Below are 23,511 nucleotides of genomic sequence, written 5' to 3'. Positions count from 1 at the left end.
GGGCACCCCCGACAGGCCCCGGGTCGGGAGGCCGGCAGAATCGTCGAAGGCGCCGCCGCGCCCTCGCTTCGAGGGGGAGCAGGCAGGGGGAGAGGTCAGGAGAGCCGTCCGTGTCGGGGGACCGGACTAGAATCGTGTGGTCAGCGATTCCCTCTCGAAGGAGCTCACCCGTGGCCGATGGCTTCTCCCTGTTCACCGATCGATCGATCGTCGCGATGCGCGTGGGCGGCGAACTGCGCGACCTGGCGACCGAGGTGACGGAGTCGGACACGGTCGAGCCGGTGACGATCGACTCGGAGGAGGGGCTCAGCATCCTGCGCCACTCGGCCGCGCACGTGCTCGCGCAGGCGGTGCAGCGCATCAACCCCGAGACGAAGCTCGGCATCGGTCCCCCCATCACCGACGGCTTCTACTACGATTTCGATCCCGCGCAGCCCTTCACGCCGGAGGATCTCCGGCTCATCGAGAAGGAGATGCAGCGGATCATCAAGCAGGGTCAGCGCTTCGTGCGCCGCGTCGTCACCGAGGAGGAGGCGCGTGCCGAGCTGGCCGAGGAGCCCTACAAGCTCGAGCTGATCGGCCTGAAGGGCGGAGCGGGCGACGAGAACGGCGAGAGCGTCGAGGTCGGCGGCGCCGAGCTGACGATCTACGACAACATCGACCCGAAGACCGGCGAGCTCTGCTGGAAGGATCTGTGCCGCGGCCCGCACGTGCCGAACACGCGGATCATCGGCAACGGCTGGTCGCTGATGCGCTCGGCGGGAGCCTACTGGCGCGGCAGCGAGAAGAACCCCATGCTGCAGCGCATCTACGGCACGGCCTGGCCGAGCAAGGACGAGCTGCGGGCCTACCAGACGCGCCTGGAGGAGGCCGCGAAGCGCGACCACCGCAAGCTCGGCAAGGAGCTCGACCTGTTCTCCTTCCCGGACGAGATCGGCTCCGGCATGTCGGTGTGGCACCCGCGCGGCGGCATCATCCGCGGCGAGATGGAGCAGCACGCCCGCCGGCGCCACATCGCGGCGGGCTACCACTACGTGTACACGCCGCACATCTCGAAGGAAGACCTCTTCTGGCAGTCGAACCACCTCGTCAACTACAAGGACGACATGTTCCCCGCGATCCACCTCGACGAGGTCGCGGACGACGACGGCCACGTGGTCAAGCAGGGCCAGGACTACTACCTGAAGCCCATGAACTGCCCGATGCACATCCTCATCTACAAGGAGCGCTCGCGCAGCTACCGTGATCTGCCCCTGCGACTCGCCGAGAACGGAACGGTCTACCGCTACGAGCGCTCGGGCGCGCTGCACGGGCTCACCCGCGTGCGCGGCTTCACGCAGGACGACTCGCACCTCTTCGTCACCCCGGATCAGCTGCAGGAGGAGGCGGGGAAGGTCCTCGACTTCATCATCTCCATGCTGCGCGACTTCGGTCTCACCGACTTCGAACTCGAACTGTCCATGCGGGACGACGAGAAGGACAAGTGGATCGGCACGGACGAGTTCTGGGAGAGCTCGACGGATGCGCTGCGCCAGGTGGCCCTCGCCTCCGGGCTCAAGCTCACCGAGGTGCCGGGCGAGGCCGCGTTCTACGGCCCGAAGATCGACCTCAAGACGCGCGATGCCATCGGCCGCGTGTGGCAGCTCTCCACGGTGCAGGTCGATCCCAATCTGCCCGAGCGCTTCGAGCTCGAGTACACCGGAGCGGACGGCGAGAAGCACCGCCCCATCATGATCCACCGCGCGCTCTTCGGCTCCATCGAACGCTTCTTCGCGATCCTGCTGGAGCACTACGCCGGGGCGTTCCCGGTGTGGCTGTCGCCCGTGCAGGTGGTGGGTATCCCCGTCGCCGAGCAGTACGGCGAGTACCTCGACGGGGTCATCGCGCAGCTGCACGAACGCGGCGTGCGGGCCGAGGTCGACCACAGCGACGACCGGATGCCGAAGAAGATCCGCACCCACACGAAGGCGAAGGTGCCCTTCCAGCTCATCGCAGGGGAGGACGACCGCGCAGCCGGCGCCGTCAGCTTCCGCTTCCGCGACGGCACGCAGCTCAACGGCGTGCCCGTGGCGGAGGCGATCGAGCGGATCGTCGGCTCCATCGACGCGCACGAGCAGGTCTCGACGGCATGGACCGAGTAGAGTCCCTGGCCGAGTCGGGGGCCGTGGGCACCCCCGACGAGCTGCAGCGCCTGTGGGTGCCGCACCGCATGGTGTACGTGGCTGACCATCACCAGCCGGACCACAACGACTGCCCGTTCTGCGCCGCTCCCGCCCGCAGCGACGAGGACGCGCTCATCGTCGCGCGCGGCACGACCGCCTACGTGCTGCTCAACCTCTTCCCCTACAACAACGGGCACCTGCTCGTGTGCCCCTACCGGCACATCTCTCAGTACGACGAGGCAAGCCATGAAGAGGTCGCGGAGATCGGCGCGCTCACCCAAACGGCGATGCGTGTCGCGCGCGAGGTGATGGGCTGCGACGGCTTCAACATCGGCATGAACCAGGGCGAGATCGCGGGGGCAGGCATCGCGGCCCACCTGCACCAGCACATCGTGCCGCGCTGGGCCTCCGACCACAACTTCTTCCCGATCATCGCGAAGACGAAAGCCCTGCCGCAGCTCCTCGGGGACGTGCGCGCCTCCATCGCCGCCGCCTGGCCCGTGGACCCCGGACCGGCCGGCACCGCATCCGCCGGCTGAGGCCGCGGCGCACCGCAGATCCCTACACTAGTTTTCACGCAGACACACAGACGAAGGAGCTCCCGTGTCCGGACACTCCAAATGGGCAACGACGAAGCACAAGAAGGCCGTCATCGACGCGAAGCGGGCCAAGGCCTTCGCGAAGTACATCAAGAACATCGAGGTGGCCGCCCGCATCGGCGGTGCCGACATCGCGGGCAACCCGACCCTCGCCGACGCCGTGCACAAGGCGAAGAAGAACTCGGTTCCCGGCGACAACATCGACCGCGCCATCAAGCGCGGCGCCGGCCTCACCGGCGACGCCGTGGAGTACACGACGATCATGTACGAAGGCTACGGCCCGAACGGCGTGGCGCTGATGATCGAGTGCCTCACCGACAACAAGAACCGTGCGGCCGCGGAGGTGCGCACCGCCCTCAGCCGCAACGGCGGCACCCTCGCCGACCCCGGCAGCGTCGCCTACAACTTCAACCGTAAGGGCGTCATCACGGTGCCCGCGGAGGGCACGACCGAGGACGACGTCCTCATGGCCGTGCTCGAGGCCGGCGCGGAAGAGGTCACCCCGACGCCGAACGGGGAGGCTTTCGAGGTCATCACCGAGGCATCCGAGCTGGTCGCCGCCCGCACCGCGCTCGTCGACGCCGGCATCGACTACGACTCGGCCGACGCCGAGTTCGTGCCAAATCTGAAGGTGGAGATCGACGCGGACACGGCTCGCAAGGTGTTCCGCCTGATCGACGCGCTCGAGGACAGCGACGACGTGCAGAATGTCTTCTCCAACTTCGACCTGAGCGCCGAGGTGCAGGCCGAGCTCGCGAACGACGAGTAGCGGGGGAGCGCCCGCCGTGGCTCGCATCATCGGTGTGGACCCCGCTTCGGCGCTCTGGGCAACGCATCGCGCCCAGCGCCGCGTGCGCAGGAGCCGCCGTCGGCTGCTGGAACGGTGAGAGGGGTATACAGGTGGCTCGCATCATCGGTGTAGACCCAGGCCTGACCCGCTGCGGGATCGGGATCGTCACGGCGGGCGCCTCGCGGCGTGTCACCTTCGAGCACGTGGAGGTGCTGCGGAGCTCGGCCGAGACGCCGCTGCCCGAGCGCATCCACCGCATCGGAGCCAGCATCGAGCGCCTCCTCGACGGCGAGAAGCCGACGGGGATCGCGCTCGAGCGCGTGTTCGCGCAGGACAACGTGGCGAGTGTGATGGGCGTGGCGCAGATCAGCGGGGTGGTGATGTACCTGGCGGAGGCGCGAGGGATCCCCGTCGCCCTCTACACGCCGAACGAGGTGAAGGCGCAGGTGACCGGCTACGGCGCGGCCGACAAGGCCCAGGTGACCACGATGGTGACGCGCCTGCTCGGCCTCGCGGAGCCCCCGAAGCCCGCCGACGCTGCGGACGCGCTTGCCCTGGCGATCACCCACGCTTGGCACCTCGCTCGTGGCGGCGCTGCGGTGCGCATGGAGCGATTCGGCAGGCAGGCAGCCGTCCCCGGGGGCGAGACGCCGGCGCAGCGGGCCTGGCGTGAGGCCGAGTCGAAGCTCGGGCGTCGGCGCGGCGCACGCTCCTGAGCGGGCCGGGCGCGGCGTTCCGCGGGGCGCCCGGATCCTCGCTCAGTGCGCGCCGCGTCGCTGTCCGCCGTGCTGGTCGTTCTCGTCGTTCTCGTCGTTCTCTCCGGGCTCTTGAGCGGTTCGCCGCGTCGGGCCCGCGGACCCGCCACCGGCTGCATCGTCGCGGTCTTCGGAGTCGGGGAGCACGATCGGCAGCGTGATCGTGCCGGTGTGCAGCGCCTCATCGATGACCTGCTCGACCTGGCGCTGGCGGCGCAACTGGATCCGGCTGAGTGCGCGCTGCTCGGGGAGGCTCCAGCCGAAGCGGACCGCGAGCAGCCTCACCGCGGCGGTGACCACGACGCACACGATTCCTGCGGTGACCACGGGAACACCGAGTGCGAGCAGCGCCGTGAGCACCGCGACGCCGGCCAGGCTCGCGACGGCGTAGAGGGAACCGACGTGCATGAGCGCGATCGGGATGCTGAGCATGACGTCCCGCAGCACGCCGCCGCCCACCGCCGACACGGTTCCGATGAACAGCGCCGGCACCACCGGGAGGTCCATCTCGAGCGCCTTGGTCGTGCCGATCGCACCGAACATGCCGATGCTCAGCGCGTCGAGCACGGTGATCGCCGGATCCAGCTTCCGCAGGAAGCGGGGGAGCAGCATGCCGAGAAAGGCGGCGCCCGTCGCGACGACGAGGAAGAGGTTGTTGGAGAAGGCGATCGGGGTGCTGCCGAGGAGGATGTCGCGGAGGAAGCCCCCGCCGATGCCCGAGGCGATGCCGATGATCGCGACGCCAAGCAGGTCGATGCGCTTGAAGCCCGCCGCGAAGAGCGCGCCCTGCAGGCTGCCGACCCCGACCGCCACGAGGTCGGCGGCGAGCGGGGTGCGGAAGGTCTCGTCCAGCATCCCCCTATTGTCCCCCAGGGCCCTGCCCGCCGCAGCGCCCCGGTTCGAGCCGCGTGACTTCGGTGCGGCGCCCCCGATGCCGCGCCGCCCACCAGCACGGACGGGAGCCCGATCTGGGGGATACTGGGCGGGTGCCTCTGTACCGTGACCAAGGAGTCGTGCTCCGCACGCACAAGCTGGGCGAGGCGGATCGCATCGTGACGCTGCTCACCCGCGGCCGCGGTCTCCTGCGTGCCGTCGCGAAGGGCGTGCGGCGCACCTCCTCGAAGTTCGGGGCGCGTCTGGAACCGTTCATGGTCGCCGATCTGCAGTGCTTCGAGGGCCGCACCCTCGACACGATCACCCAGGCTGAGACCCTCGGCGCATACGGGCCGGCGATCAGCGCAGACTACGATCGCTATCTCGCGGGCAGCGTGATCGTGGAGACCGCCGAGCGGCTCGCGGAGGGCGAAGGCTCGCGCGAGCTCTACGCGCTGCTCGTGGGCGCCCTCCGCACCCTCGCGGCGGGGCGCATCCCCCCGGAGCTGGTGCGCGACGGCTACCTCCTGCGCGCGATGTCCCTCGCTGGGTGGACGCCGTCGTTCGACGTCTGCGCACGCTGCGGCGCGCCGGGACCGCACACCGCGATCTCCGTGCAGCTCGGCGGCTCCGTGTGCGAGGCGTGCCGCCCGCCCGGTTCGCCCCGTCTCGACCCGGGCTCGCTCACCCTGCTGCGGGCGCTGCTCGCCGGGGACTGGGACGCTGCCCTCAGCTCTTCCGAGCGAGAGCGGCAGCAGGCCGCCGGAATCGCCGCCGCCTACACGCAGTGGCACCTGGAGCGCGGGCTGCGGTCCTTCAGCGCACCGAAACGCTGAGCTGGACGGCGCCGGAGTTCCGCCGCGGAGCCGCCGCGCCGATCCCGAATAGAATATGCGCATGCCCGTTGCCCCCGACTCCCTCGTGCCGGTCGACTGGACGGGCGAGCGGCCGCCTCGCTTCAGTGGTCCGCCACCGCGGCACGTCGCGATCGTGATGGACGGCAACGGCCGCTGGGCGAACCAGCGCGGCCTGCCGCGCGTGGAGGGGCACCGCATGGGGGAGCAGGCGCTGCTCGACGTTGTCGCGGGCGCGATCCAGGCGGGGGTGACGCACCTCAGCGTGTACGCCTTCTCGACGGAGAACTGGCGTCGCTCGCCCGATGAGGTGCGGTTCCTGATGGGCTTCAACCGGGATGTGCTGCGGCGACGCCGAGCCCAACTCGACGCCTGGAACGTCCGCATGCGCTGGGCGGGTCGCACGCCGCGCCTCTGGGGCTCGGTCATCAAGGAGCTGCAGGCGGCGGAGCGCGCCACCGCGGGCAACACGGGCCTGACGCTCACCATGTGCGTCAACTACGGCGGACGCAACGAGCTCACCGACGCGGTGCGGGCGATCGCCGCCGAGGTGGAGGCCGGCCGGCTCACCTCGCGCGGGATCACGGAGCGCACCATCGAGCGGCACCTCTATGTGCCCGAGCTGCCCGATGTGGATCTCTTCCTGCGCAGCTCGGGGGAGCAGCGGACGAGCAACTTCATGCTGTGGCAGTCGGCCTACGCGGAGATGGTGTTCCTCGACACGCTGTGGCCGGATTTCGGCAGGCAGGATCTGTGGCGCGGGATCCAGGTGTATCACTCGCGTGATCGCCGCTTCGGGGGCGCGGTCGACACCCCGGGCGCCGGGGCCTGAGCGATCCGTCCCCTCCCGGCCCTCCCTCGCCCGGCTCTGGGCACCGCAAGAACGCGCACCTCAGCCGAAACCGCGCATTTCCGCCGAGTCCGCAGGGACCTGCGCCACAGAAGCGCACGGACTCGGCGGGAATGCGCGGACTCGCGACTCGGGGAAGGGCGGGCGGGCGCGGAGGGCCGATCTGAGAGAATGGTCGCGATATGACTGCACAGACTCTCAGCGACCCGCGCCTGCGGATCGGCCCGCTCGCCCTCGACGTGCCAGTGGTGCTCGCGCCCATGGCGGGCATCACCAACACGGCCTTCCGGCGGCTCTGCCGTGAATACGGCGCTGGCCTCTACGTCAGCGAGATGATCACGAGCCGCGCGCTCGTGGAGCGCACCCCCGCCTCACTGCGGCTCATCAAGCACCACGAGAGCGAGACGCCGCGGTCGATCCAGCTCTACGGCGTCGATCCGCGGACCGTCTCGGAGGCGGTGCGCTTCCTCGTCGACCAGGACCTCGCCGACCACATCGACCTCAACTTCGGTTGCCCCGTTCCCAAGGTCACCCGCAGGGGCGGTGGTTCGGCGCTGCCGTGGAAGAGCGATCTGTTCCGCGCCATCGTGGAGGAGGCGGTGCGCGCGGCGGGAGAGATCCCGCTGACGGTGAAGATGCGCAAGGGCATCGACGAGGATCACCTCACCTACCTGGACGCTGCGCGGGCCGCCGAGGACGCTGGGGTGGCGGCGATCGCGCTGCACGGCCGCACCGCCAGCCAGTTCTACTCGGGCGAGGCGGACTGGGCGTCCATCGCGACGCTGAAGCAGACGGTGACGAGCGTGCCGGTGCTCGGCAACGGCGACATCTGGTCGGCCGACGACGCGATCCGCATGGTCCGGGAGACGGGCTGCGACGGGGTGGTGGTGGGGCGAGGCTGCCTCGGACGGCCATGGCTCTTCGGAGACCTGGCAGCGGCCTTCAGGGCCGAGGCCGGCGAGATCTCCTGGGACGAGGCCCGCGCGGCGACGGCGCAGCCGGCCCTGGGCTCCGTGATGGCGGCGATGCGCCGCCACACCGAGCTCCTGGTCGAGTTCTTCGATGGCGAGGAGGATCGCGCCTGCCGCGACATCCGCAAGCACGTTGCCTGGTACTTCAAGGGCTACGGGGTGGGCGGCGACACCCGGCGCGCGCTCGCGGCGGTCGAGTCCCTGGCCCAGATGGATGAGATCTTCGCGACGATGGATCCCGGGATGCCCTACCCGGGCGAGGGTGCGGAGGGACAGCGGGGCCGGGCCGGCAGCCCGAAGCGGGTGCACCTGCCGGACGGCTGGCTGAACAGCCGCACGAGCGAGCTGGCGGACCGGGCCGCGGTCGCCGAGGGGGAGCGCGTCGACGGGGGCTCGGACGGTGGGTGAGGCGCGGGCGCTGCTGCGCGCGCCCGGGCGAGCCATGCTCCCTGCGGGCTACGGCCCGGAGGACACCGAGCGCTTCCTGCCCGAGCAGCATGGCGGAGCGCGCACCGACTTCGCCCGCGATCGCGCACGCGTGCTGCACTCCAGCAGCTGGCGGCGGCTCGCCGCGAAGACGCAGGTGCTCAGCCCGGCCTCGGGAGTCGACTTCGCGAGGAACCGCCTCACCCACTCGCTGGAGGTGGCGCAGATCGGCCGCGAGCTGGCGGTGGCCCTGGGGCTCTCCCAAGACGTGGTGGACACCGCCTGTCTCGCACACGACCTCGGCCACCCGCCGTTCGGGCACAATGGGGAGCGCGCTCTCGACGAGTGGATGGCGGGCTTCGGCGGTTTCGAGGGCAATGCCCAGACGCTGCGGATCCTCACCCGGCTCGAGCCCAAGCACTTCGGGCCGGAGGGCGAGAGCGTCGGCCTGAACCTGACCCGCGCGACGCTCGACGCCAGCTGCAAGTACCCCTGGGCGCTGGGCGAGTCGGCGGCGGGCGGCGCGAAGTTCGGATACTTCGAGAGCGACGCCGCGGTGTTCCGGTGGGTGCGGCGCGGGGCCCCGGAGCGTCGCAAGTGCATGGAGGCCCAGGTGATGGACCTCTCCGACGACATCGCCTACTCCGTGCACGACTTCGAGGACGCGATCGTGAGCGAGCACATCGACCCCGAGATCCTGACGGCCCGCTCGGGGCACACCGCGCTCATCCGGGCTGTCGCGGAGTGGGCAGACGGGCGCTTCACCTCCGATGAGCTGGGCGAGGCGTACGATCGGATGTCCGCCGGCGCGAACTGGCTCACGAGCTGGGACGGCTCGCGTCGCGACCAGGCCAAGCTGAAGAACTTCACGAGCGACATGATCGGGCGCTTCGCGCGCGCTCCGATCCGCGCCACCCTGGAGGCCGCGGATGGGACCTCGCTCGCGCGGTACGGCGCCGATCGTGATGAAGCGGCGGAGTTGCTCGTCCCGCGCGAGATCCGTGCCGAGATCGCGGTGCTGAAGGGCATCGTGGCGGCCTTCGTGATGCAGAGCGGCAGGCGGCAGCCGACGTATCGTCGGCAGCGCAGCCTGCTCATCGAGCTGCTGCACACGCTGTGGGAGTCGGGAGGCGCCGCGCTCGAGCCGGCCTACGCCGCGGACCTGCGGGCCGCGGGCTCTGAGGCTGAGGCGCGCCGGGCTGTCGTCGACCAGGTGGCGTCGCTGACGGATCAGTCCGCCATCGCCTGGTACCGCCGTCTGTGCGAGGCACCGCTCGCTTAGGGAGAACGCATCGCGTTCTCCGCGAGCGGTGCTGACGCCACCGCGTCAGCTGGCTTGAGAGGCGGCGCTCAGCGGCGACGATAGACTTCGCACTATGGCAGGCCGGATCCGCGCGAGCGACGTCGAGGAGGTGAAGCGGCGCACCAATCTCGGTGACCTCGTGGGCGACTACGTCACCCTGAAGAACGCCGGAATCGACTCGATGAAGGGTCTCTGCCCCTTCCACGACGAGCGCAGCCCCAGCTTCCACGTGCGCCCGGCGCTCGGCTACTACCACTGCTTCGGCTGCGGAGAATCCGGTGACGCCATCACTTTCCTGCAGCGCATGGACCATCTCACCTTCGCGGAGTCGGTCGAGCGTCTCGCCGCGCGCATCAACTATCCGCTCAGCTATGAGGAGGGCGGTGCACGGCGCGAGGACGGACCGAATCGTTCCCGCCTGCTTGCGGCGAACCAGGCCGCCGCACAGTTCTATGTCTCGCAGCTCGCGAGCGACGAGGGCGCGGCGGCGCGCGAATTCCTCACCCAGCGCGGCTTCGACGCCGCCGCTTGCGAGCGATTCGGCGTCGGTTACGCCCCCCGCGGCTGGGATCACCTCACCACGCATCTCCGCGGCCAGGGCTTCACGCCGCAGGAGCTGACGCAGGCTGGTCTCGTCTCGGAGGGGCAGCGAGGCGTCTACGACCGTTTCCGGGGCCGTGTCGTGTGGCCGATCCGCGACACCAGCGGACAGACCGTCGGTTTCGGCGCACGCCGGCTCTACGACGACGACAACGGTCCGAAGTATCTCAACACGCCCGAGACGCCCGTCTATCACAAATCCCAGGTCCTCTACGGACTCGACCTCGCAAAACGCGGCATCTCGCGCGGCAGGCGCGCGGTGGTCGTGGAGGGCTACACCGACGTGATGGCCTGCCACCTCGCAGGCGTGGACACCGCCGTCGCCACCTGCGGCACCGCCTTCGGCAAGGACCACATCTCCGTGCTGAGGCGCATCATGGGCGATGACGCCGCCGCGGAGGTGATCTTCACCTTCGACCCCGACGAGGCCGGGCAGAAGGCGGCGCTGCGCGCCTTCAGCGAGGAGAAGCGCTTCAGCGCCCAGACCTATGTGGCGGAAGCGCCCGAGGGGCTCGACCCCAGTGATCTGCGCCTGCACCGGGGCGATGAGGCGGTCCGCGAGCTCTTCACTCGCAAAGAGCCGCTCTTCAAGTTCGCGCTGAGACAGGCCGTCCGGCGATTCGACCTCAACTCCGTCGAGGGGCGCGTCGCCGCGCTGCGCGCCGCAGCCCCCATCGTCGCAGGCATCAAGGATCCCTCGCTCCGGCCCGGATACACCCGAGAGCTCGCGGGCATGCTCGGCGCGGAGCTCGCTGAGGTGCAGCAGGCCGTGCGGGCGATGGAGCGCGCCGGATCCCAGTCCCGCCGCTCCGGCCCGCAGTATGACGGCGAAGGCGGCGCCTCGGCAGCCGTCGCGCCCGATCCCGCGCCGGCGCCGCGACGGGTCTCGCTCTCGACGCTCCGCAGCACCCCGACCACCTGGCTCGAGCGCGACGCGCTCATGGCGATGCTGCAGCAGGGTGACGCCATCGGCGCAGACCTCATGCGCCAGGCCGTCACCGCTCAGGTGACGGAGCCCGAGCTCAGGGTCGTCCGCGACGCCATCGCGGCCGCCCTTCCCGCGCTGGGCACCCCCGGCTGGCTCGAGGTGGTGCTCGCCGCCGCCCCCGAGACCCATCGCGATCTCGTCCGCGAGCTCGCGATCGCGCCCATGCCGCAGCGTCGCGCCGAGCAGCTCGCCGCCTACGTGCGCGATGTGGTCATCTCCCTGCTCGACCGGGACCTGCTCTCGCTCAAGCAGGAGCTCCTGGCGCGGCTGCAGCGCATCGGTGACCACACCGACCCGGGCGCGCGACGCATCCAGGAGCAGCTCGTCGCGCTGGAAGCTGCGCGACGCGGCCTCCGGGAAGAGTAAACTCTTCACCCATGGCCAAGCCCGTCGTCGACGCCGATCCGATCGTCCGAGTCTCCGACCTCTCGCTGTCCTATCCGGCGCACGCCGGCGGCCGCGAGTTCGAGGCCGTAGAAGGCGTCAGCTTCGAGCTCGCCCGGGGCGGGGTGATGGCGCTGCTCGGAGAAAGCGGCTCCGGCAAGTCCACGATCGCCCGGTTCCTCGCCGGCCGAGCCGACGACGCGGGGGAGAAGTCGGCCCGGATCAAGCTCACCGGCGGCGCCGCCGAGGTGATGGACGTGCCCCTGCGTCGCCTCGGCCGTCGGAGCCGCGCCCGCCTCACCGCCTACGTCGGCCACCTCGCCCAGGACGCGGGTGCGACGCTCACGCCCGAGCTCAACGTGGGCGACATCCTCTTCGAGCCGATCGTGGAGCGCAGCAAGCACTTCGACCGCGAGCAGCTCGGCGAACGCATCGCCGAGATGATGGACATCGTGGCGCTCCCGCTCGCGAAACTGCAGGAGTACCCCTACGAGCTCTCCAAGGGACAGCGGCAGCGCGTCGCGGTCATGCGGTCCCTGATGCTGGATCCCGCGCTGCTCATCGCCGACGAGCCCACGCTCGGTGTCGATGCGAACAACCGGCCCAAGATCGTCGAGCTGCTCCAGTGGTACCGGGAACGGACCGGCGCGTCGATGCTGCTCATCAGCCATGACATCCGGATGCTCGAGGCACTCGTGCAGGACGTGCTCGTGCTGCAGCACGGGCGGACCGTCGGACAGGGCGACATCAACGAGATCTTCCGCCACGCGGACCACGGCTACGTGCAGCTGCTCGCCCAGGCGCTGCGGGCGACCGCGTACGACGAGATCGCCGAGGAATAAGCGCCAGCACGCGGGAGCCCTGCGATCCCCGCCGGCAGCCTCAGAGCGGCGACCCGCCCGGGTCCCCACTGAGCCCGCCCGATTTGCGGAGCGTTTTCCGCTCTTGCTACGATGATGGGGTTGCTTCGGCAATGATCCCCTGTAGCTCAGTTGGCAGAGCGCTTGACTGTTAATCAGGATGTCGCTGGTTCGAGCCCAGCCGGGGGAGCGCTCAGGCCCCCGCCGTCAGGCGGGGGCCTTTTCGCGATCCAGAGGAGGGCGCATGGACGAGGCAGTGCCGAGCAGCGTGGAGGCGAACGGCGCGCCGCGCCCCCACGTCATATCCATCGCGGCCTACGGGGAGCCGAGACTGGACGAGAGCGCATGGCTCGCCCCCGGATCCGTCGTGGTCGGCGACGTCGAGATCGGCGCCGAGAGCAGCGTCTGGTACAACGCCGTGGTCCGCGGCGACTCGAACGCCGTCCGGATCGGGAGGCGCAGCAACCTGCAGGACGGCGTCGTCGTGCACACGCAGCGCGGCAACGGCGGAGCTGCGGTCATCGGCGATGACGTGTCCATCGGTCACAACGCCGTCGTCCACGGCGCCACCATAGAAGACGGTTGTCTCATCGGCATGAACGCGACCGTGCTCAGCGGGGCCGTCGTGGGGGAGGGATCCCTCGTCGCCGCCGGAGCACTCGTGCCGCAGGGCGTCGTCATTCCGCCGCGATCCCTCGTCGCCGGGATTCCCGGCCGCGTCGTCCGCGAGCTCCGGGAAGAGGACCGGGAGGCGGTCAGCCAGAACGCCGAGGTCTACCTCGAATACACGCGCCACCACCGGGCCGCGACGCGCGGACGACACGACGAAGTGTGAGGCGGGGCGCCCATGCACTATGATCGGTGAGGTGCCTCGGCACCGCCCGCGCTGCTCGCAGCCCGGGGCTGTAGCTCAATGGTAGAGCCCCAGTCTTCCAAACTGGTTACGCGGGTTCGATTCCCGTCAGCCCCTCCACTCCGTAAGCCCCGCATGAGCGGGGCTTACTTCGTTCCGGGCGTGCCGCCATCGCCGAGAACCTCGAGCGCGGGCGAGTCGCGCGAAGGTGCGACGGAGCGCTCCGCTGTTGCGGAGCTATTTCGATACGATGGACACACATTGCGAACGGCATGTATAATCTCAGCCGTGACATAGACGTTCCGCGGGCCGGCGGAGGCCCGCACGGCTCCGGGAGAGGAACGCGTGACTCACTTCCTCCAGCAAGAGCCGTGGGCCGAGCTCCAGCGCCACCTCGGCAGGACGGTGGTCCAGGCGAGCGGCGAGGGGTGGCACTATCAGGCCTTCCTCGAGCCCGGTCGCGGTGGATCCCGACTTTACGCCCCATACGGCCCCGTCGTCGAACGCCCCGGAGCACTCCGTGAGGCTCTCGAATCGCTCACCGAGAACACCAAGAAGCTCGGGGCGGTCTACCTCCGCGCGGAGCCGAGCGGCAGCGTGGATCCCGCCGAGTTCCCGCTGCTCGGGCTTCGCCGGGCTCCCCGGAGACAACCGGAGCACACGCAGATCATCGACATCGACCGGCCGTTCCCTCAGGTGCTCGCGGAGTTCGCCAGCAGCCAGCGCAACCGTCACCGCAACGCTGCGAAGAAGGGGCTGCGCGTGGAAGCAAGCAGCGATCCGGCGGAGGTCGAGCATCTGATCCGACTGCTCGCCGAGGTCTCGGCGCGCACCGGGATGCACGCGCACCGGGCTGACTACCTGCGTGCCACGGCGCGCGTGCTGCTCCCGCTGCAGGCGGGTCGCGTCTACCTGCTTCGCTCCGGCACAGAGGTCATTGCCGCGTCCCTGATCTTCGATGACCCCGACTGCCGCTACTACGCGCACGGCGCCACGAGCACCGCGCACCGCCGCCTGTCGCCCGGCACGGTCATGGTTGGCCAGATGATCGAGGATGCCTGCGCGAGTGCGCAGACGAGTTTCGACCTCTACGGGGTCGTGCCACCTGAGGTGCGAGACCACCCCTGGACCGGGTTCAGCGACTTCAAGCGCTCATTCGGCGGCCGCCAGCGCGACTACGCGGGCACCTGGGAGTTTCCGGCCGACCATGGACGCTACCTCCTGTACACGGGCCTGCGCAGACTGGTCTCTCGAGAGGGCAGATCCGCGGGCCGGCGCGGGGGTGTCCGGTGAGAAGCGTGGCTGCCCTGCTCGCGGCGCGCCTCCGCTCGCTGCGCGCGGTCGCCGCGCATGGCCGCCGCCTTCGCCGCACGCCCTCGTTGCGCGACCGGCATCGCTCGCTGCAACGGCTCCTGGACGGGGCGGACGACGTCTGAGCTCGGGGAAGCGATGGGCCCGCCCCGGCCTGGAGGCGCCTGCGCTCGCGGGTGAACCGCGCAGACAGGCGAACCGGACGGGCGGCGGCTCCCAAGGACGCTGCGTGTGAGGCGGGACTTTCGGCTAGACTTGCTCGGGTTGCGCGCAGACGCGCGAGACGACTGTGAAACCTGCGGGTACCGGGGCGTAGCTCAGCTTGGCTAGAGCGCCCGCTTTGGGAGCGGGAGGTCGCAGGTTCGAATCCTGTCGCCCCGACCAGGGCCCACCAGCCCGTGACGCAGCAGATACTCCGACGATGAGAGGCCAAATTGCCCAAGACGACCGCTGAGAAGCTCACTCCGACCCGCGCCAAGCTGAGCGTCGAGGTCACGCTCGACGAACTGGAGCCCTACCTCAAGCAGGCCTACAAGACGATCGCCGAGCAGGTCTCCATTCCCGGCTTCCGCAAGGGCAAGGTGCCGGCCCCCATCATCGATCAGCGGGTCGGCCGTGAGGCCGTCATCCAGGAGGCCGTGAACGCCTCCCTCGACGACTTCTACCAGTCCGCCCTCGCCGAAGCCGAGGAGCGCCCGATGGGCCGCCCCACGGCGGACGTGGAGCAGTGGCCCGACGCCAAGGATCCGAAGAGCACCCTCGTGCTCGTCTTCGAGGTCGAGGTGCGCCCCGAGTTCACCCTGCCGAAGTACGACGGCCTCAAGCTGACCGTCGACAACGCCAAGATCGACGAGGAGGCCGTGGAGGCCGAGCTCACCAAGCTGCGCGAGCGCTTCGGCACGCTCGTCACCGTCGACCGCCCCGCCAAGACCGGCGACTTCGTCGAGCTCGACCTGATCGCGCGGATCGACGGCAACGAGGTCGACCAGGCGAGCGGCGTCTCCTACGAGATCGGTGCTGGCAACCTGCTCGCCGGCACCGACGAGGCCATCGAGACGCTCACTGCCGGCGAGTCCACCACCTTCACCTCGCAGCTGCTCGGAGGCGAGTACGAGGGTCAGGACGCGGAGGTCGAGGTGACTCTCACCGCCGTCAAGGAGCGCGAGCTGCCCGAGGCCGATGACGAGTTCGCGCAGCTCGCCAGCGAGTTCGACACCATCGCCGAGCTGCGCGAGAGCCTCGGCGAGCAGGCCGCGCGCGCCGCCGTGTTCGCGCAGGGCCAGCAGGCACGCGACCTCTTCACCGAGACCCTCATCGAGCAGGCCGGGATCCCCGTGTCCGAGGAGCTCGTCGAGGAGGAGGTCCACCGTCACCTCGAGAACGAGGGCCGCCTGGAGGACGACGAGCACCGCGCCGAGGTGCGCAAGTCGACCGAGCAGCAGATCCAGCTGCAGCTGCTGCTCGACGCGATCGTCGAGGCAGAGGGCGTCACCCCCACGCAGAACGAGCTCTCGCAGTACATCTTCCAGTCTGCGCAGCAGTACGGCATGGAGCCCACCCAGTTCCTCCAGGCGATCAGCCAGGGCAACCAGATGGGCGTGATCCTGGGCGAGGTGACCCGGAACAAGGCCCTCGCCATCGCGCTCGCACAGGCCGAGGTCGTCGATCAGGACGGCAACGCCGTAGACCTGAGCGAGTTCACCGCGGTCGACAGCGAGGACGAGGCCGAGGCCGAGGTGGTTGCGGAGGCCGAGGAGATCGTCGAGGAGGCCGAGGCTGCGGACGCCGCCGAAGCCCCCGCCGAACTGTCGGAGGAAGACGCCAAGAAGGCCGCCCGTTCCGCCGCCGCCAAAAAGGCTGCCGCGACGCGCGCAGCGAAGAAGGCCGCCGCCGAGGCCGAGAAGTCCGCGGAGTAGTCCCGCTTCTGCTTGCTTCCGGATCCCCCTCCCCGTCCGCGGGCGAGGGGGATCCGTGCATCTGCGCACGATGCGTCGCGGCGCACCCCTTGCCCGCGGTGGCAGCGAGCGCGGCGATACCGATCGTGCCCGCCACGCCCACGGCGAACACGGCGACGCGCAGCCCGGCGAGTCGATACGCTCGAAGCAAGCTACAACGAATGGAGCGCCGAATGGCAGAACAGACGCCACCGAACAGCGTGTTCGATCGCCTGCTGAAGGACCGGATCATCTGGCTCGGCTCGGAAGTGCGCGACGAGAACGCGAACGAGATCTGTGCGAAGATCCTGCTCCTCGCCGCCGAGGATCCCGAGGCAGACATCTACCTCTACATCAACTCGCCCGGCGGCTCGATCACGGCAGGCATGGCCATCTACGACACGATGAGCTTCGTCCCGAACGACATCGTGACGGTGGGGATCGGCATGGCGGCGTCCATGGGCCAGTTCCTGCTCACGGCGGGAACCCGCGGCAAGCGCTACATCACGCCGAACGCGCGCGTGCTGCTGCACCAGCCGCACGGCGGTTTCGGCGGGACGGCGAGTGACATCCAGACCCAGGCCGAGCTCATCGTGTCGATGAAGAACCGCCTGGCGGAGATCACCGCGGCGCAGACCGGCAAGACCGTGGAGCAGATCAACGAGGACGGGGACCGGGATCGCTGGTTCTCGGCTGAGGAGGCGCTCGAGTACGGCTTCGTCGACTTCATCCGCGAGTCGGCGAGCGACGTCGTCGGCGGCGGCGGCACCAGCAAGTAGGCCAGAGAGAGTGGATCGACTTCCCATGAACATTGCCATGCCCAGCGCCCGCTACGTGCTGCCCTCCTTCGAGGAGCGCACCGCATACGGCTACAAGCGCCAGGATCCCTACGCCAAGCTGTTCGAGGATCGGATCATCTTCCTCGGCGTGCAGGTCGACGACGCCTCGGCCGACGACGTGATGGCGCAGCTGCTGGTGCTCGAAAGCCAGGATCCCGAGCGCGACATCACCATGTACATCAATTCGCCCGGCGGCTCGTTCACCGCGATGACGGCGATCTACGACACGATGCAGTACATCCGCCCGCACATTCAGACCGTGTGCCTCGGACAGGCGGCTTCGGCGGCCGCGGTGTTGCTCGCGGGGGGCACGCCGGGCAAGCGCCTGGCCCTGCCGAACGCGCGCGTGCTCATCCACCAGCCGTCCACGGGTCAGGCGGGTCACGGCCAGGCCTCGGACATCGAGATCCAGGCCCGCGAGATCATGCGCATGCGCGAGTGGCTGGAGGAGACGCTCTCGAAGCACTCGAAGCGCTCGGTCGAGGAGGTCAACCGGGACATCGACCGCGACAAGATCCTCAGCGCGCACGAGGCCCTCGAGTACGGGCTCGTCGATCAGGTGCTCACCAGCCGCAAGAACCCGCAGCCGGTGCTCGGACAGTAGGCTGTTTCTCGGCGCGCCGCCTCCGGCCCCTCGGTCGGAGGCGGCACGCCGCAGGCGGCGTGCCGTCCGTGAATGTCGGTGGTGCCCGCTAGTCTCGAAGAGTCGTCCCCCTCCGAGTGTGAAGGAGCATCCGCATGGCGAAGATCGGCGAGAGCAGCGAGCTGCTCAAGTGCTCGTTCTGCGGGAAGTCGCAGAAGCAGGTGCAGCAGCTCATCGCCGGCCCGCAGATCTACATCTGCGATGAGTGCGTGGCGCTCTGCAACGAGATCATCGAGGAGCGCCTCTCCGAGCATCAGAGCAGCGAGAGCGCCGACTTCACGCTCCACAAGCCGCGCGAGATCGCCGACTTCCTCGACCAGTACGTCATCGGTCAGTCGCGCGCGAAGCAGTCGCTGGCGGTCGCGGTCTACAACCACTACAAGCGCGTGCGCGCGGGATCCGCGCTCGTCAGTGCAGATGTCGCGGCCGAAGAGGTCGAGATCGCGAAGTCGAACATCCTGCTGATCGGTCCGACGGGGTGCGGGAAGACCTACCTCGCGCAGTCGCTCGCCAGGCAGCTCGGCGTCCCCTTCGCTGTCGCCGATGCGACGGCGCTCACCGAGGCGGGTTACGTCGGCGAGGACGTCGAGAACATCCTCCTGAAGCTGCTGCAGGCCGCCGACTTCGACGTCCAGCGCGCAGAGACGGGCATCATCTACATCGACGAGATCGACAAGATCTCCCGCAAGGCCGAGAATCCCTCCATCACGCGCGACGTCTCGGGCGAGGGCGTGCAGCAGGCGTTGCTGAAGATCCTCGAGGGCACCGTCGCCTCCATCCCGCCGCAGGGCGGGCGCAAGCACCCGAACCAGGAGTTCATCCAGCTCGACACCACCAACATCCTGTTCATCGTCGCAGGTGCCTTCGCGGGGCTGGAGGAGATCATCGGATCGCGACTCGGCAAGGGGGGCATCGGCTTCGGTTCGCCGGTCTCCAGCCGGCGTAACGACGAACAGCTGTTCGCTGAGGTGCAGCCCGAGGACCTCCACAAGTTCGGGCTCATCCCCGAGTTCATCGGCCGCCTCCCGGTGGTCGCGACGGTCGATCCGCTCGACGTCGATGCGCTCACCCGCATTCTGACCGAGCCGAAGAACGCGCTGGTCAAGCAGTACCAGCGCATGTTCGAGATCGACGGCGTGCGCCTGGAGTTCGAGGACGCCGCGCTCGAGGCGATCGCGGAGCAGGCGGTCGAGCGCAAGACCGGAGCGCGGGGACTGCGCGCCATTCTGGAGAACCTGCTCGGGCCCGTCATGTTCGAGGTGCCCTCCTCCGGTGACGTCGCGAAGGTGGTCGTCACCCGCGAGTCGGTGCTGGGGGAGTCCGCCCCGCTCGTCCTGCAGGCCCGCCGCGGAGGCCGCGAGAGCGCCTGAGCGCCGCGGGGATGCGTGCCGCCCAGTATCACGATTTCAGGGTTCAGCCTTCGGCGCTCAGGTGAGCCAGTCGTCGTCCTCGTCGTCGGCAGGAGGCGCAGCTGAGTTCCGCTCCGCCTCGACGAGCGGCTCGCCCGAGGGGCCGAGCGTCACCGTGAGCAGCGGCGCGAGGCCGTCGCCGCCGAGCGCGCAGCGCGGCCTGCCCTCCAGCCAGGTGAGCGTCCACGCGGACGCTCCCGGATGGGCGGCCTCCGCCTCGGCGATCACCGCGTGGAGCGCCGGGGGCACGCCCGAGTGGGGCGGTTCGCCCACCCGCCAGCGCGCCCCCAGCTGCACGACTACCCCTCCGTCTGCTCGAGGCGGATCTCGGCGACCGTGACGGCCTCCACCTCGGCGGCCTCGATGCGCAACTCGGCGATGCGCCCCACCGCTGCGAGGTCTTCCGCGGCGAGAGCCAGTCGATCGCGGATCGCGGCCGGGGCGTGCACCACGGCCAGTTCGACCGGGGTCCGCTGCGACGCCTTCGCCGCAGTCTTCGCGCCCCGCACGCCGATAAGCGCACCGCCCACGAGACCGAGCAGCTCATCATCGGCGTCGCCACCCGCCAGGCCGGCGGCCTCTTCCGCGAGCGGCCAGGACGCCCGATGGACGGAGCCCTCGCCGAACCACGACCACACCTCTTCAGTGGCGTAGGGCAGGAACGGCGCGAGCAAGCGGACGAACACCGAGAGCGCGGTGCGCAGCGCCGTCACCGCCGAGGCCTGCGGCTGGCCGACGCCGTTGTGCGCGCGCTCCTTCACGAGTTCGAGGTAGTCATCGCAGAAGGTCCAGAAGAACGACTCGGTGAGCTCGAGCGCGCGCTGATGGTCGTAGTTCTCGAACGCCCGAGTCGCGTCCTCGACGACGCGCGCCAGGCCGGCGAGCATCGAGCGATCCAGCGCCTCGGACACCGTGCCCGCGCCGGACGCGTCGAAGCTCAGCGTGAACTTCGCGGCATTCAGCAGCTTGATCGCCAGGCGGCGCCCGATCTTGATCTGGGTGGGGTTCTGAGGGTCGAATGCGGCGTCAGTGCCGAGCTTCGCCGAGGCCGCCCAGTAGCGCACCGCGTCCGAACCGTGCTGCGCGAGCAAGCCGGCCGGCGTCACGACATTCCCCTTCGACTTCGACATCTTCTTGCGGTCGGGATCGAGGATCCAGCCCGAGATGCCCGCGTGCCGCCACGGCAGCGCGCCGGCCTCGAGCTCCGAGCGCAGCACCGTCGAGAACAGCCAAGTGCGGATGATGTCCTGCCCCTGGGGCCGGAGACTGAAGGGGTAGACCAGCTCGAAGAGCTCGGGGTCGCGCTCCCAGCCGCCCGCGAGCTGCGGTGTCAGCGAGGAGGTCGCCCAGGTGTCCATCACGTCGACCTCGCCCTGGAAGCCGCCCGGCACGCCCCGCTGCTCGGCGGTGTAGCCCGCGGGCACATCGCTCGACGGGTCGACCGGGAGCTGGTCCTCGTTCGGCAGGATCGGCTCATCGAACACCGGATTGCCCTCGGCGTCGAGCGGGTACCAGACCGGGATCGGCACCCCGAAGAAGCGCTGGCGCGAGATCAGCCAGTCACCGGAGAGCCCCTCCACCCAGTTCTCGTAGCGCACCCGCATGAAGTCGGGGTGCCACTCCAGTTCGCGTCCGTGCGCGAGGAGTCGCTCGCGCAGCCCCTCGTCGCGGGCGCCGTTCGTGATGTACCACTGACGCGTCGAGACGATCTCCAGGGGTTTGTCGCCCTTCTCGAAGAACTTCACCGGGTGCGAGATCTTGCGGATCTCGCCCACCAGTTCGCCCGAGGCCTGCAGCGCCTCGACGATCGCGGCCTTCGCACTGAAGACGGTCTTGCCCGCGATCGCGGCGTAGGCTTCGCGGCCCCGCTCGCTGGTGATCGCCTCGGGAGCCTCGGCGAGCACGCGGCCGTCGAAGCCGAGGATCGCGCGGTTCGGCAGACCGAGCTCCCGCCACCAGATCACGTCGGTGACGTCGCCGAAGGTGCAGATCATGGCGATGCCGGTGCCCTTGTCCTGCTGTGCGAGGTGGTGGGCGACGACCGGCACTTCCACGTCGAAGAGCGGCGTGCGGACCGTGGTGCCGAAGAGCGGTTGGTAGCGCTCGTCGTCGGGGTGGGCCACCAGCGCGACGCAGGCGGCGAGCAGCTCTGGGCGGGTGGTGTCGATGAGGATGTCACCCTCGCCGACGGCGCCGCTCGACTCGGTGCGGTGGAAGGCAAGCGTGTGGTACGCGCTCGGCTGCTCGCGATCCTCCAGTTCGGCCTGGGCGACCGCGGTGCGGAAGGTGACGTCCCAGAGCGTGGGCGCCTGCGCCTGATATGCCTCGCCGCGCTGCACATTGCGCAGGAAGGCGAGCTGGGAGGCGCGCAGAGATTCCTCGCCGATGGTGCGGTAACTCTGCGTCCAGTCGACGGAGAGTCCGAGCGTGCGCCACAGCTCCTCGAACTGCCGCTCGTCCTCGACGGTGAGCCGCTCGCAGAGCTCGATGAAGTTGCGGCGCGAGATGGGCTGCTGATCCGCCGCCTTCACGCTCTTGCCGTCGCCGCCCTCGTGCGGGGGCACGAAGTCCTCGACGTAGGGGAGCGAGGGGTCGCAGCGCACGCCGTAGTAGTTCTGCACGCGGCGCTCGGTGGGCAGGCCGTTGTCGTCCCAGCCCATCGGGTAGAACACGCGCTTGCCGCGCATGCGGTGGAAGCGGGCGACCGTGTCGGTGTGGGTGTAGCTGAAGACGTGTCCCACGTGCAGCGAGCCGGAAGCAGTGGGCGGGGGCGTGTCGATGCTGTACACCTCATCCGCGACGGCGCCTTCGCGATCGAAGCGATAGGTGCCTTCGCGCTCCCACACCTCACCCCACTTCGCCTCCAGGCCTTCGAGTGCCGGCTTCTCGGGGATCGCGCTCATGCGTGGGGCTCCGCTTCTCGATCCGGGGTGCGCGCCGGATCGTGGTTCGATGTGGGCGGCACCGTGTGGTCGCGCGGCCGACTGCTCCGCACTGGTGCCTGATGGTGTGGTGCGTCCAGCTTAGCGGGCGGCCGCGGGAAACTCGCGAGCGTGTACCGTTCTCGCGAGCGTGTACCGGAATCACCGCGATCACGGTACACGCCCGCAAGAATGGAGCACAGCCGCGGGGAGTGAACCCCGCGACTGTGTGAACGGGCTGCCGCGCGGCGCTCAGTCGGTGATCAGCCCGGGGTAGGCGTCACCGTACTCCTTGAGCCAGGCATCCACGGCGCCCTGCGGGTCGTTTGCGTACTCGTCGCCGGTCACGAGGCTTTCGAGCGCGCCGTAAGCCTCGTCGTCCAGCTTGATCTGCGCGATGTACTCGGCGACCTCGGGCATCTCATCGGAGAAGCCCTGCTTGGCGAGGAAGTGCAGCGTCTCGGGCTCGCCCATCGCCCCACGCGGGTCCTTCAGGTCCTTCAGCGGGAAGGCGTCGTTCGCCCAGAACGGCCGCCAGAGGGTGACGACGACGTCCTCTTCGCGATCGATCTTGTCCTGCAGCGTGGCGAGCATGGTCGCGGTCGAGGAGGTCACGAGCTCGTAGTCGCCGTCGAGGCCGTACTCGGGCATGGCGACTTCCTGCGTCTGGCGGGTGAGCCCGGCCCCGGGCTCGATGCCGATGATCTGCCCGTCGAAGCGGTCCGCGGCCCCGGCGAGGTCCTCGATGGAATCGATGTCGACGTACTCGGGCACGGCGAGGGTGAGGACCGCGCCGTCGTAGTAGCCGCCGAGGTCTTCGATCGAGTCGCCGAACTGCTTCATGTAGTCGGCGTGAGTGACCTCGGGCCAGGCGGAGGGGTAGATGTCGAAGTCGCCCCCGGCGAGGCCCGCATAGAGCACGCCTGCCTCGGTCAGCTCCTCCATCTCGACGGTGTAGCCCATCTTGCCGAGCTGGTCCTCGAGCAGATAGGCGGTGCTGAGGCCGTCGGTCCACGCGGGGAGGTATCCGAGCGTCACGGTGCCCTTGTCGCCGCCGTTCTCGCCGTTCTCGCCGTTCGCGTCGCCGCTGTTCGAGCAGCCGGTGAGTGCGAGCGCCGCAGCCGCCCCGAGGGCGAGCAGTCCGGTCAGGGTGCGCTGGTGCATGGTGCGTCCTTTCGTCGTGCCG

At 69.6% G+C, this 23,511-nt stretch carries 21 protein-coding genes and 3 tRNA genes; 20 read left to right on the top strand and 4 right to left on the bottom strand.

From position 1 onward, the window contains the following. The first annotated feature begins 215 nt into the window (after positions 1–215). From thrS to ruvC, 4 genes are all read left to right on the top strand, one after another. Entirely contained in the window at positions 216–2,141 is a 1,926-nt protein-coding gene (thrS, locus tag B4915_RS03425; protein WP_219845082.1) for a threonine--tRNA ligase, read from the top strand. Next, positions 2,129–2,701, top strand: coding sequence for an HIT family protein (locus B4915_RS03420; protein WP_105804427.1), 573 nt, complete (start codon positions 2,129–2,131; stop codon positions 2,699–2,701). Before thrS ends, B4915_RS03420 begins: the two co-directional genes overlap by 13 nt. A gap of 64 nt (positions 2,702–2,765) precedes the next feature. Beyond that, positions 2,766–3,530 carry a YebC/PmpR family DNA-binding transcriptional regulator gene (locus B4915_RS03415; RefSeq protein ID WP_105804426.1) on the top strand — a complete coding sequence of 255 codons (765 nt, stop codon included), beginning with the start codon at positions 2,766–2,768 and terminating at the stop codon, positions 3,528–3,530. 131 nt (positions 3,531–3,661) lie between these two features. After that, complete coding sequence (gene ruvC, locus B4915_RS03410) at positions 3,662–4,267, top strand: crossover junction endodeoxyribonuclease RuvC (RefSeq protein ID WP_105804425.1); 606 nt, start codon at positions 3,662–3,664, stop codon at positions 4,265–4,267. Between the two features lie 42 nt (positions 4,268–4,309). Here ruvC and B4915_RS03405 read toward each other — a convergent pair whose 3' ends face one another. Beyond that, positions 4,310–5,161, bottom strand: a complete 852-nt coding sequence (locus B4915_RS03405) for a trimeric intracellular cation channel family protein (RefSeq protein ID WP_105804424.1) — start codon at positions 5,159–5,161, stop codon at positions 4,310–4,312. Between the two features lie 131 nt (positions 5,162–5,292). Here B4915_RS03405 and recO point away from each other — a divergent pair, with 131 nt between their 5' ends. The 16 genes from recO to clpX all read left to right on the top strand — a co-directional run bounded on the left by recO (position 5,293) and on the right by clpX (position 19,365). Further along, entirely contained in the window at positions 5,293–6,015 is a 723-nt protein-coding gene (gene recO, locus B4915_RS03400; protein ID WP_105804423.1) for a DNA repair protein RecO, read from the top strand. A gap of 61 nt (positions 6,016–6,076) precedes the next feature. After that, the gene (locus B4915_RS03395) at positions 6,077–6,865 is read left to right on the top strand and encodes an isoprenyl transferase (protein ID WP_105804422.1); all 789 of its coding nucleotides are present in this window, start codon (positions 6,077–6,079) and stop codon (positions 6,863–6,865) included. Between the two features lie 200 nt (positions 6,866–7,065). After that, entirely contained in the window at positions 7,066–8,262 is a 1,197-nt protein-coding gene (gene dusB, locus B4915_RS03390) for a tRNA dihydrouridine synthase DusB (RefSeq protein WP_105804421.1), read from the top strand. A gap of 34 nt (positions 8,263–8,296) precedes the next feature. Next, entirely contained in the window at positions 8,297–9,562 is a 1,266-nt protein-coding gene (locus B4915_RS03385; protein WP_105804592.1) for a deoxyguanosinetriphosphate triphosphohydrolase, read from the top strand. 94 nt (positions 9,563–9,656) lie between these two features. After that, complete coding sequence (dnaG, locus tag B4915_RS03380; RefSeq protein WP_105804420.1) at positions 9,657–11,537, top strand: DNA primase; 1,881 nt, start codon at positions 9,657–9,659, stop codon at positions 11,535–11,537. A gap of 11 nt (positions 11,538–11,548) precedes the next feature. After that, a complete protein-coding gene (locus B4915_RS03375; RefSeq protein ID WP_105804419.1) occupies positions 11,549–12,397 on the top strand; it encodes an ATP-binding cassette domain-containing protein in 849 nt (282 codons plus the stop codon). Between the two features lie 135 nt (positions 12,398–12,532). Beyond that, positions 12,533–12,605: transfer RNA gene (locus B4915_RS03370), tRNA-Asn, on the top strand. Between the two features lie 54 nt (positions 12,606–12,659). Next, positions 12,660–13,250, top strand: coding sequence for a gamma carbonic anhydrase family protein (locus B4915_RS03365; RefSeq protein ID WP_105804418.1), 591 nt, complete (start codon positions 12,660–12,662; stop codon positions 13,248–13,250). A gap of 64 nt (positions 13,251–13,314) precedes the next feature. Then, positions 13,315–13,388 (top strand) — tRNA-Gly (locus B4915_RS03360). A gap of 225 nt (positions 13,389–13,613) precedes the next feature. Continuing rightward, on the top strand, positions 13,614–14,561 hold the full coding sequence (locus tag B4915_RS03355; RefSeq protein WP_105804417.1) for a lipid II:glycine glycyltransferase FemX: 948 nt from the start codon (positions 13,614–13,616) through the stop codon (positions 14,559–14,561). Between the two features lie 5 nt (positions 14,562–14,566). Continuing rightward, positions 14,567–14,704, top strand: coding sequence for a hypothetical protein (locus tag B4915_RS14620; RefSeq protein ID WP_181158443.1), 138 nt, complete (start codon positions 14,567–14,569; stop codon positions 14,702–14,704). Positions 14,705–14,885: 181 nt separating this feature from the next. Continuing rightward, positions 14,886–14,963, top strand: a tRNA-Pro gene (locus tag B4915_RS03350). 50 nt (positions 14,964–15,013) lie between these two features. Continuing rightward, positions 15,014–16,495, top strand: coding sequence for a trigger factor (tig, locus tag B4915_RS03345; RefSeq protein ID WP_105804416.1), 1,482 nt, complete (start codon positions 15,014–15,016; stop codon positions 16,493–16,495). A 212-nt stretch (positions 16,496–16,707) separates the two neighbouring features. Continuing rightward, positions 16,708–17,292, top strand: a complete 585-nt coding sequence (locus tag B4915_RS03340; protein WP_245907321.1) for an ATP-dependent Clp protease proteolytic subunit — start codon at positions 16,708–16,710, stop codon at positions 17,290–17,292. A gap of 25 nt (positions 17,293–17,317) precedes the next feature. After that, a complete protein-coding gene (locus tag B4915_RS03335) occupies positions 17,318–17,956 on the top strand; it encodes an ATP-dependent Clp protease proteolytic subunit (protein WP_105804414.1) in 639 nt (212 codons plus the stop codon). A 134-nt stretch (positions 17,957–18,090) separates the two neighbouring features. Then, positions 18,091–19,365 carry an ATP-dependent Clp protease ATP-binding subunit ClpX gene (gene clpX, locus B4915_RS03330; protein ID WP_105804413.1) on the top strand — a complete coding sequence of 425 codons (1,275 nt, stop codon included), beginning with the start codon at positions 18,091–18,093 and terminating at the stop codon, positions 19,363–19,365. A gap of 57 nt (positions 19,366–19,422) precedes the next feature. On the opposite strand, the gene B4915_RS03325 is transcribed toward clpX, so the two are convergent. From B4915_RS03325 to B4915_RS03315, 3 genes are all read right to left on the bottom strand, one after another. Next, positions 19,423–19,701, bottom strand: a complete 279-nt coding sequence (locus B4915_RS03325) for a Fe-S oxidoreductase (RefSeq protein ID WP_105804412.1) — start codon at positions 19,699–19,701, stop codon at positions 19,423–19,425. Between the two features lie 2 nt (positions 19,702–19,703). Then, entirely contained in the window at positions 19,704–22,307 is a 2,604-nt protein-coding gene (gene valS / locus B4915_RS03320) for a valine--tRNA ligase (protein ID WP_105804411.1), read from the bottom strand. A gap of 270 nt (positions 22,308–22,577) precedes the next feature. Then, the gene (locus tag B4915_RS03315; protein ID WP_105804410.1) at positions 22,578–23,489 is read right to left on the bottom strand and encodes a glycine betaine ABC transporter substrate-binding protein; all 912 of its coding nucleotides are present in this window, start codon (positions 23,487–23,489) and stop codon (positions 22,578–22,580) included. Positions 23,490–23,511: the final 22 nt, after the last annotated feature.

Source organism: Leucobacter massiliensis (genome assembly GCF_002982315.1).
Classification (GTDB): Bacteria; Actinomycetota; Actinomycetes; order Actinomycetales; family Microbacteriaceae; genus Leucobacter; species Leucobacter massiliensis.
This window is presented reverse-complemented; position numbering and strand designations above follow the sequence as displayed.